At 71.8% G+C, this 8,838-nt stretch carries 6 protein-coding genes; 3 read left to right on the top strand and 3 right to left on the bottom strand.

Translation table 11 applies throughout. The annotated features are described in order from the left end of the window. Window positions 1-101 precede the first annotated feature (101 nt). The 3 genes from AB0B68_RS09815 to AB0B68_RS09805 all read right to left on the bottom strand — a co-directional run bounded on the left by AB0B68_RS09815 (window position 102) and on the right by AB0B68_RS09805 (window position 3,405). Window positions 102-494: an SCO5389 family protein gene (locus tag AB0B68_RS09815; protein WP_112673007.1), complete on the bottom strand. Its 393-nt coding sequence runs from the start codon at window positions 492-494 to the stop codon at window positions 102-104. Window positions 495-632: 138 nt separating this feature from the next. Then, the gene (gene smpB / locus AB0B68_RS09810) at window positions 633-1,124 is read right to left on the bottom strand and encodes an SsrA-binding protein SmpB (protein WP_355007334.1); all 492 of its coding nucleotides are present in this window, start codon (window positions 1,122-1,124) and stop codon (window positions 633-635) included. Window positions 1,125-1,167: 43 nt separating this feature from the next. Then, on the bottom strand, window positions 1,168-3,405 hold the full coding sequence (locus tag AB0B68_RS09805) for a hypothetical protein (protein WP_357205245.1): 2,238 nt from the start codon (window positions 3,403-3,405) through the stop codon (window positions 1,168-1,170). 151 nt (window positions 3,406-3,556) lie between these two features. Between AB0B68_RS09805 and AB0B68_RS09800 the strand changes: the two genes are divergently transcribed. The 3 genes from AB0B68_RS09800 (at window position 3,557) to AB0B68_RS09790 (ending at window position 8,788) form a co-directional block, all read left to right on the top strand. After that, entirely contained in the window at window positions 3,557-5,215 is a 1,659-nt protein-coding gene (locus AB0B68_RS09800; RefSeq protein ID WP_357205242.1) for an FAD-dependent oxidoreductase, read from the top strand. A gap of 96 nt (window positions 5,216-5,311) precedes the next feature. Further along, on the top strand, window positions 5,312-6,757 hold the full coding sequence (locus tag AB0B68_RS09795; RefSeq protein ID WP_357258991.1) for an ATP-binding protein: 1,446 nt from the start codon (window positions 5,312-5,314) through the stop codon (window positions 6,755-6,757). Window positions 6,758-6,832: 75 nt separating this feature from the next. Further along, window positions 6,833-8,788, top strand: coding sequence for an ABC transporter ATP-binding protein (locus AB0B68_RS09790; protein ID WP_357205253.1), 1,956 nt, complete (start codon window positions 6,833-6,835; stop codon window positions 8,786-8,788). Window positions 8,789-8,838 lie beyond the last annotated feature (50 nt).

Genomic DNA, 8,838 nt, shown 5'->3' with positions numbered 1-8,838 from the left:
GGCTGGGCCGGGGCGCACCGGCACGGCGCGGTCCGACCGCGTCCACGAGCCACCCGCCGGGAGCGCCCACCGCGCCGCTGGTGTTGAACCCGCCGCGACGGTCAGCAGTTGCGGAGTTCGGGGGACTGGTTGAGTAGTTGGCCACGGGTCGACACGAATCGGCGGTAGCGCTCGCCGTCGACGGCCGATGGGCGGAACGCGGCGACGCGGTGGCAGTTCTGGAAGGCCAGGCGTACGCCGAAGTGTCGCTCCAGGCCACCGCGGATGGCGTCGCTGGCCAGCGCGCGGAGCAGTTGACCCCGGTCGGCGTCGGTGGGCGGCGGAACGACGTTGTCGGCCAGGTCGTCGTCGCCGGCCTCCAGTTCGGCGACCACCCGGCTGACGGTGGCCCAGGCGTACGGCAGCGAGTCTCGGACGCAGGCGATGAACGCCTCGTCGTCGATGGGGCCGCGTTCGGCGGCGTCCAGCAGTGCGGGCGGGACAGTGAGAGACATGGTTCTCCTCCGCTACAGCTAATGATTACCGTTTTCAACAACGGCCTCGACTGAGCAGACCACGTCTCTCGCAGGACGTCAACGATGGCCCGGCGCGCCACGCCGCGACCCACCCATGTCCTGGGACGAGCGGCGGCGTCAGGGTCGGCGGGGGTGGCCCTTGAGGTGCCGGCCCAGTTCGCGGGCGATCTCCCGGTTGGCGTCGCGCTCGGCCAACGTCTGCCGCTTGTCGTAGGAGCGCTTGCCCTTGGCGAGGGCCAACTCGACCTTGGCGAAGCCGTTCTCGAAGTACATCGACAGCGGAACGAGGGTCACCCCGCCCTCGCGGACCTTGTCCAGGATCCGGTCGATCTCGGCGCGGTGCAGCAGCAGCTTGCGGTTGCGGCGCGGGGCGTGGTTGGTCCACGTGCCGTAGGCGTACTCGGCGATGTGCAGGCCGTACAGCACGATCTCGCCGTCGCGCTCGTGCGCGAACGCGTCCACCAGCGAGGCCCGCCCCTCGCGCAGCGACTTCACCTCCGTGCCGACCAGCACGATGCCCGCCTCGTACGTGCGCAGCACGGTGTACTCGTGCCGGGCCTTCTTGTTGGAGGCGATCAACCGGCGGGTGGGTGGTTTGGACGGGGTCACCAGGCGACGATATCCGGCCGTCGGAGCAGTCGTACCGGCCGGCTCAGTCGTGTGCCGGGCGCGCGGGGCGTAGTCGCGCGGTGAGGTCCCTCACCGCGTCCCCGAACGCCTCCTGCGACTCGCACGGCCAGTGTCCGAGGATCGGCGGGGGAACGCTGTCGCTGGGCGCCGGCACCACGTCCTGCGGGTCGGTCAACCGCCGGTCCACCGTCGCCGGCGGACCGGTCAGCGTCTCGGCCTCCCCGGGACGGTGGGAGGCGAAGATCCAACCGCCGATCGGGTCGGTGTCGCGCCACAGGTTGATCCAGCGCCAGCCGACCCGTTCGCCGATCTCCCGCAGCGCCGGGTCGTCGGTGTACGCCGGGAAGAGCCGGGAGTAGAGCCGGCCCAGCGGTGAGCCGTAGGTCAGCAGGGCGACCCGGTCGGTGATCCGGGTGGGAAGTTGCAGAACCGCGGCGGCGAGCAGTACCGAGCCGTGGCTGTGCCCGGCCAGCAGCACGCCCTGCCCCTGTTCCACCAGGTAGGTGATCCGCTTGGCCAACTCCGGCACGGCCCGCTCGGCGTAGCAGGGCGGCGCGAACGGGTGCGCCGCCCGGGGCCAGAAGGTGCCCAGATCCCAGAGCACCCCCACGTACCGACGGAACTGTGGTGTCCGGTACGCGAAGATGCCGCCCACCACCAGGCCGAGCAGGATCGCGGCGATCACGTAGCTACCCGACCCGATCAGGAAGTTGACCATGCCCTCCGGCACTCCGACGTAGCGCTGCGCCACGTCCCCGGGTAGGAGTTGGAGCAGGCCGAGCACGCTGGTGGCCAGGCCGAGCGCCGCCAGGCCGGCGTACACCACGGAGAGCGGCTCCAGTCGTTCGGTGAAGCGGGCGCGGGCCACCGCCTGCTCGACCCGCCGCAGCCGGGCCGCCGCGTGCGGCGGCGCGTCCGGGAAGTCGGCGGCCACGATCGCCCGCGCGGCCCGCCGCCGCCCGCGCCGGGTCATCCTGGTGACCAGGCCGGCCACCAGCAATGCGGTCACCACGGCCAGGAAAAACCCGAAGATCGCCCATTTGTACGCCAGCGGAGGGCTGGTCTCCAGGCCGTCCGCGGTCGTCCCGTTGCGGTCGAGCAGGTCCGCCACCCGGTAGACAAGCTCGGCCGAGAACGCCACGGCGAGCCCGGCCGAGATCGTCATGAAGACCGGCGCTCCCAACGCGCGGATGGGTGACCTGCGCTGCCCGCCACCCCGCCGCCAGATCACCAGCACGGCGAGCGCGACCACCAGCACGGTCTGGCTGACGAACAGCCAGGCCACGATCGCGCTGTAGCCGGGCAGTACGCCGCCCTGCGGCCACGGTGCCGGGCTGATGACGATGTGCACGATCACCAGCATCGTCACGCCGCAGGCGATGGTGCGCAGCCCGCGGAAGACCCCGTCCACCCGGGGCGACGGGTCGGTGCGGTCGATGCTCCGCACCACCGTGACCAGGACCAGGCAGCTCAGCAGTACCACCGCGGTGGCGGTCAGCAGGATCACCATCACCCACGAGCGGTGCTGGCTGGCTCGCGCGGTCAGCAGGCTGCCGCTGAGCGTGGCGAACGCCGCCGCGACGTGGACCGAGCGCAACCGACCCACGAGCGGCTCGCCGTCCCACTGGCCGACGGCGCTCAACTGGTGTTTCGACATCGTCGTCGACGGCGTCCGGAACGCGTCGAAGGAATGGCCCAGGCGGGTGCCCAACCACCAGACGAGCCCGATGGCGGCGACCGGCACGAGCGCCACGACACCCAGGCGCAGCCCGGTCGGGCGCCCGCCGAGCCAGGACAGCCAGGTCCGACCGGCCAGGCACGACGGGGTGCCCATGCAGCGCCACGCGATCAGGTCCAACGCCACCCCGACGATGGAGAGCACGTAGAGCATGGTGAGGGTGAGGGCGAGCACCCGGCACAGCGCCATGAAGCCGCGCGTCGAGACGGTGTTCGCCGGCCGCATCCACAGGGCCACGTTGCAGAGCATGAACGGCAGCAGGAAGACCAGCGACAGGGTCCGCACGGCTGTGCCGGACGGCAGGTCACTCCAGCGGTACGCCTCCAGCGTCACCCCGTCCGTACCGGTCGAGTCCGGGTATCCGGGGCGCGGTCGGTAGAAACCTCCGCTGCGGTCGCCGGCCACCTGGTACACGTACGGCCGGTCCAACACCTGGTCCGCGCCCGCGCCGGAGACACCGTGCACCCGCAGCTCCACGATCCCGCCCGACGTCGGCGGTCCGTCCGGTGTCGCGTCGGCCATGGGCCCCCCGAGGTGTGCGCGGCAACCGGGCGGGTCGTCGATGTCCGGACACCCGCGCGGCGTTCCGGCTTACCCGTCTGCGGGGCGGTCAACCGTGCGCCGGGCGCCCGCGATGGTGCGGTCGACCGTCGGCAGGTGGTTTCATGGCGCCATGGCGAACCCGGTGATCCTGACCGTCGACGACGACCCCGTGGTGTCCCGGGCGGTCGCCCGCGACATCCGGCGCCGCTACGGCGACCGCTATCGGGTGTTGCGAGCCTCCTCCGGCCCGGAGGCGCTGGACGCGCTGCGCGAGGTCAAACTGCGCGGCGAACAGGTGGCGCTGCTGCTGGCCGACCACCGGATGCCGGAGATGACCGGCGTCGAATTCCTCGAAGCGGCGATGGACATCTTCCCGGCCGCCCGTCGGGTGCTGCTCACCGCGTACGCGGACACGGACGCCGCGATCGAGGCCATCAACGTGGTCGACCTGGACCACTACCTGCTCAAACCCTGGCACCCGCCGGAGGAGAAGCTGTACCCGGTCGTCGACGGGCTGCTGGAGGCGTGGGCGGTCACCCCGGACGCGGCCAGCGCGGAGATCCGGGTCGTCGGGCACCGCTGGTCGGCGCCGTCGTTCAAGGTCCGCGACTTCCTGGCCCGCAACCTGGTGCCGTACCGGTGGCTGTTGTCCGACGATCCGGAGGGCGTGCGGTTGCTCGACGCGGCCGGGGCCACCGAGGCGGACGTGCCGCTGGTGGTGACGCCGGAGGGCAAGGCGTTGGTCGCCCCGAGCGAGGCCGAGTTGGCCGCGCTCGCCGGGTTGACCGTGGTGCCGGCGTGTGACTTCTACGACCTGGTGGTGATCGGCGGCGGCCCCGCTGGTCTCGGTTCGGCGGTGTACGGAGCGTCGGAGGGGCTGCGCACCGTGCTCGTGGAGCGACGGGCGACCGGCGGTCAGGCCGGGCAGAGTAGCCGCATCGAGAACTACCTGGGCTTCCCGGACGGTGTCTCCGGCGCACAGTTGACCGATCGGGCCCGACGCCAGGCGGTCAAGTTCGGCGCCGAGCTGCTCAGCGCCCGGGAGGTGGTCGGTCTCAGCGAGGCCGGCGGTGCCCGACTGCTGCGCTTCGGCGACGGCACCGAGATCGCCGCGCACACCGTGGTGCTGGCCACCGGCGTGTCGTACCGGGTGCTCGACGCCCCCGGGCTGGCCGACTTCACCGGGCGGGGGGTGTTCTACGGCGCCGCCGCCACCGAGGCGCCGAGCTGCGTCGAGCAGGACGTCTACATCGTCGGCGGGGCCAATTCCGCCGGCCAGGCGGCGGTCCACTTCTCCCGGTACGCGTCGAGGGTGCACCTGCTCATCCGTGGTGCGGACCTGACCGCCTCGATGTCGCGTTACCTGATCGACCAGCTGGAACGGATCGACCGGATCACCGTGCACCCGTACACCGCTGTGGTCGGCGGGGCGGGGGAGGACCACCTGGAGCGGCTCACCCTGTGCGACACCCGCACCGGGGAGGCCCGCTCGGTCGACACCTCCTGGCTGTTCATCTTCATCGGCGCGGAGCCCCGCACCGACTGGCTGGACGGGGTGCTGGTCCGCGACGGCCGTGGTTTCATCCTGACCGGTCCGGATCTGCTCGCCGGGGGGCGGCGGCCGGCCGGTTGGTCGTTGTCGCGCGATCCGTACCACCTGGAGACCAGCGTGCCGGGTGTGTTCGCCGCCGGGGACGTGCGGGCCGAGTCGGTCAAGCGGGTCGCCTCGGCCGTCGGCGAGGGCGCGATGGCGGTGTCGTTGGTGCACCGCTACCTGGAGGCCCAGTGAGCGCGAGGAGTGAGCCGGGTTTGCGAGCCCCGCAGTCGCGAACGAATGGTGGCCTGGTGAGCGCGAAAAGCCGGGTTTGCGAGCGAAGGAGTCCCTGTGACCATCGAGTCTGACCGGCTGACACCGGCGCAGTTGCGCACCCTGTTCCTGTTCGAGGCGCTCGACGAGGGGCGACTCGAGTGGCTGGCCGAACGCGGCCGTGTCGAGCAGCGTGCCGGCGGCACTCTCGTGTACGCCGAGGGGGAGCCAGGCACCTGCTTCTTCGTGCTGGTGCGCGGCGCGGTGGCGCTGAGCCGCCAGGTGCGCGGCGACGACGTCGAGGTCAGCCGCACCGACCAGCGCGGCGTGTACGGCGGGGCGGTCCAGGCTTACCTGGGTGACCAGGTCGACCAGATCTACCGCAACACCATGCGGGCGGTGGTCGACTCGGACTTCTTCGTGCTGCCGGCGGAGGACTTCGCGTACGCCCTGCGGTCCTGGTTCCCGATGCCCATGCACCTGTTGGAAGGGCTGTTCCTCGGCCTGCGGGACAGCCAGGCCATCGTCGGCGAACGGGAGCGGCTGTTGGCCCTCGGTTCGCTGTCGGCGGGGCTGACCCACGAGCTGAACAACCCGGCCGCGGCGGCGGTGCGGGCCACCTCTGTGCTGCGGGACCGGGTCGCCGGGATGCGGCACAAGCTCGCGATGGTCGCCGACGGCCGGCTCGACGGGAGCGCCCTGCACGGCCTCGTCGGGTTGCAGGAGGAGGCGGTCGCCCGGGTGGCCACCGCGCCGAAGTTGACCCCGATGGCCACGGCCGACGCTGAGGACACCCTCACCGACTGGCTGGAGGACCATGGCGTCGGCGGGGCCTGGGACCTGGCGCCGATCCTGGTCGGCGGTGGGCTCGACGCTGCCTGGTTGGCGCAGGTGAAGGCCGCGGTCGGTGCCGCGGACCTGGAGGCGGCGGTGCGCTGGCTCACCTACACCGTCGACACCGAGCTGCTGATGCGCGAGATCGGCGACGCTGTCACCCGGATCTCCGGGCTCGTGGACGCCGCCAAGCAGTATTCGCAGCTGGACCGCGCGCCGCACCGGGTGGTGGACGTGCACGACCTGCTCGACGCGACGCTGGTGATGTTCAAGGGCAAGATCCCCGCCGAGGTCAAACTGGTCCGCGAGTACGACCGGAACCTCCCGCCGGTCCCGGCGTACGCGGCCGAGCTGAATCAGGTGTGGACCAACCTGATCGACAACGCGTTGGGCGCGGTGGGGGAGAAGGGTGTGCTGACCGTCCGCACCGGACGGATCGGTGACCAGTTGGCGGTGGAGATCACCGACACCGGGCCGGGCATCCCGCCAGAGGTGCGTCCGCGCATCTTCGAGCCGTTCTTCACCACCAAGCCGGTCGGCGCGGGCACCGGTCTGGGGCTGGACATCTCGTACCGGATCGTGGTGCACAAACACCACGGCGACATCCGGGTGGAGACCGAGCCGGGCCGTACCACCTTCCGGGTCCTGCTGCCGATCACGGACGAGCCCCGCGACGCGCCGACTACCTAGAGACAGCAGGTGGTCGCGGGCAGTAGTCTCGGGCGGCGTTTGTGATCCCCGCCCGGAGGAGGGTCCGTGGAGTCGATGGCCCGCCAGCGCACCGCTGCTGAGGACGACGACCAGCCGATCGACCCGCCCGGCGACAGCTCAGTGCTGCCGGAGCTGGAGGATCGGGACTGGCTGCACCACGCGCAGGAGTTCGCACACACCAGCTTCTGGGCGGTGGCCCGGCGGCTGCCCCGACTGGTCCGGGAAGCGGTCGGCCTGGCCTGGTCCACGAACCGGCGCGACACCGTCGCCTCCATCGGCCTGAACATCGCCGCCGGGGTGATGACCACGTTCGGCCTGCTCGCCACGACGAGCGTGCTGCGCGAGTTGTTCGCCGCCGGCCCCACCCCGGACCGGGTCCGCTCGGCCCTGCCGGCGCTGATCGTGGCCGCGGCGGCGGTGTCGGCGCGCGGCGGCCTGACCATCGCGGCCGGTTGGGCCCAGGCCCGGCTGACCCCTCAGATCAACTACCAGGTGGAGTTACGCTTGTTCGAGGCCACCACGGCGGTGGACCTGGCCGCGTTCGACGACGCCGGCTTCGCCGAGGAGATGGACCGCGCCCGCGACCGGGGGATGGGCGAGGCGGCGTGGATCGTCGACCACACCGTCAACCTCGTCACCGGCGTGGTCGGCATGCTCGCCACCGCCGTGGCGGTGACCGTCATCCAACCGCTGCTGCTGCCCTGCCTGCTGCTCGCCGCGGTGCCCCAGGCGATCACGGCGGTGCGGATGGCCCGCCGGGAGTACCTGGCGATGCTGGCCCGGATCACCCGGCGCCGCCGGATGTGGATGCTCGCCCACCTGATGGCCAACCGGCACACCGCCGCCGAGGTGCGCGCCTACCAGATGCGCGACTTCCTGCTCGCCGAGTACCGCGGCGTGATGGCCGTCGAGACCCGTGCCCAGCTGCGGCTGGTCCGCTCGCAGACCGGCACCCGGGTCGTCGGTGCCACGGTGGCGGGCCTGGCCACCTTCGGCGTGTACGCGGTCCTCGGTGGTCTGCTGCTCAGTGGGATGGTCGCCCTCGCCGCCGCGGCCACCGCCCTGCTCGCGTTGCAGTCCGCGCGGACCAGCCTGGGCGTGGCGGTCGTCGCCACCAACTCACTGTACGAGGACGCCCTCTACTACCAGGACTACCAGGACTTCCTGGCCCGCGCCCGGGCCCGGGTGCCGGTCGGAGGCAGTCGGGTGGCCGACGGCGTCGACGTGATCGAGCTGGACGAGGTGAGCCTGCGCTACCCGGACACCGACTCCTCGGCGGTGGACCGGGTCAGCCTCACCGTCCGCCGAGGCGAGGTGATCGCGCTGGTCGGTGAGAACGGCTCGGGCAAGACCACCCTGGCCAAACTGATCGCGGGCCTCTACCAGCCGACCGGCGGGGTGATCCGCTGGGACGGCGTCGACGCCGCCGAGTTGGACCCGCGTGCCCTGGGCGCTCAGGTGGCCGTGATGACCCAGGAGTGGTGGAAGTTCCCGTTCACCGCCGGGCAGAACATCCGCGTCGGCCGGCACGATCGCCCGCCGGACCGGTCCGGCCCGAGTGTGCAGGAGGCAGCCCGCGCGGCCGCCGCGCACGACATGATCGTTGGCCTGCCGCACGGCTACGACACGTTGCTCGACCGGGAGTTCAAGGACGGCCACGAGTTGTCCGGCGGGCAGTGGCAGCGACTCGTCGCGGCGCGCGGCCTCTACCGGGACGCCGCCCTGCTGATCTGCGACGAACCCTCGGCCGCCCTGGACGCGCGTGCCGAACATGCCCTGTTCCAGCACCTGCGCCGTCGCCCTGACCGGGCGGTCGTGCTGATCACCCACCGGCTGGCGAACGTCCGGCACGCCGACCGGATCTTCGTGCTGGAACGGGGTCGACTCGTCCAGCACGGCAGTCACGACGAGCTCATGACCGCCGGTGGCCTCTACCGCGAGCTGTTCAACCTGCAGGCCAGCGGTTACCTGACCGGGGTCGACGGACGCCGCCCCGCCGACACCCGCTGACCAGACTGCGCGGAGCCTGTTTCGTGCGGATCGGCCCGGCAGTCGACGCA

The sequence above is a fragment of the Micromonospora sp. NPDC049049 genome, from assembly GCF_040649115.1.
Taxonomy (GTDB): Bacteria; Actinomycetota; Actinomycetes; order Mycobacteriales; family Micromonosporaceae; genus Micromonospora.
Note: the sequence above shows the minus strand (reverse complement) of the source record. Positions and strands in the feature narration are given on the sequence as shown.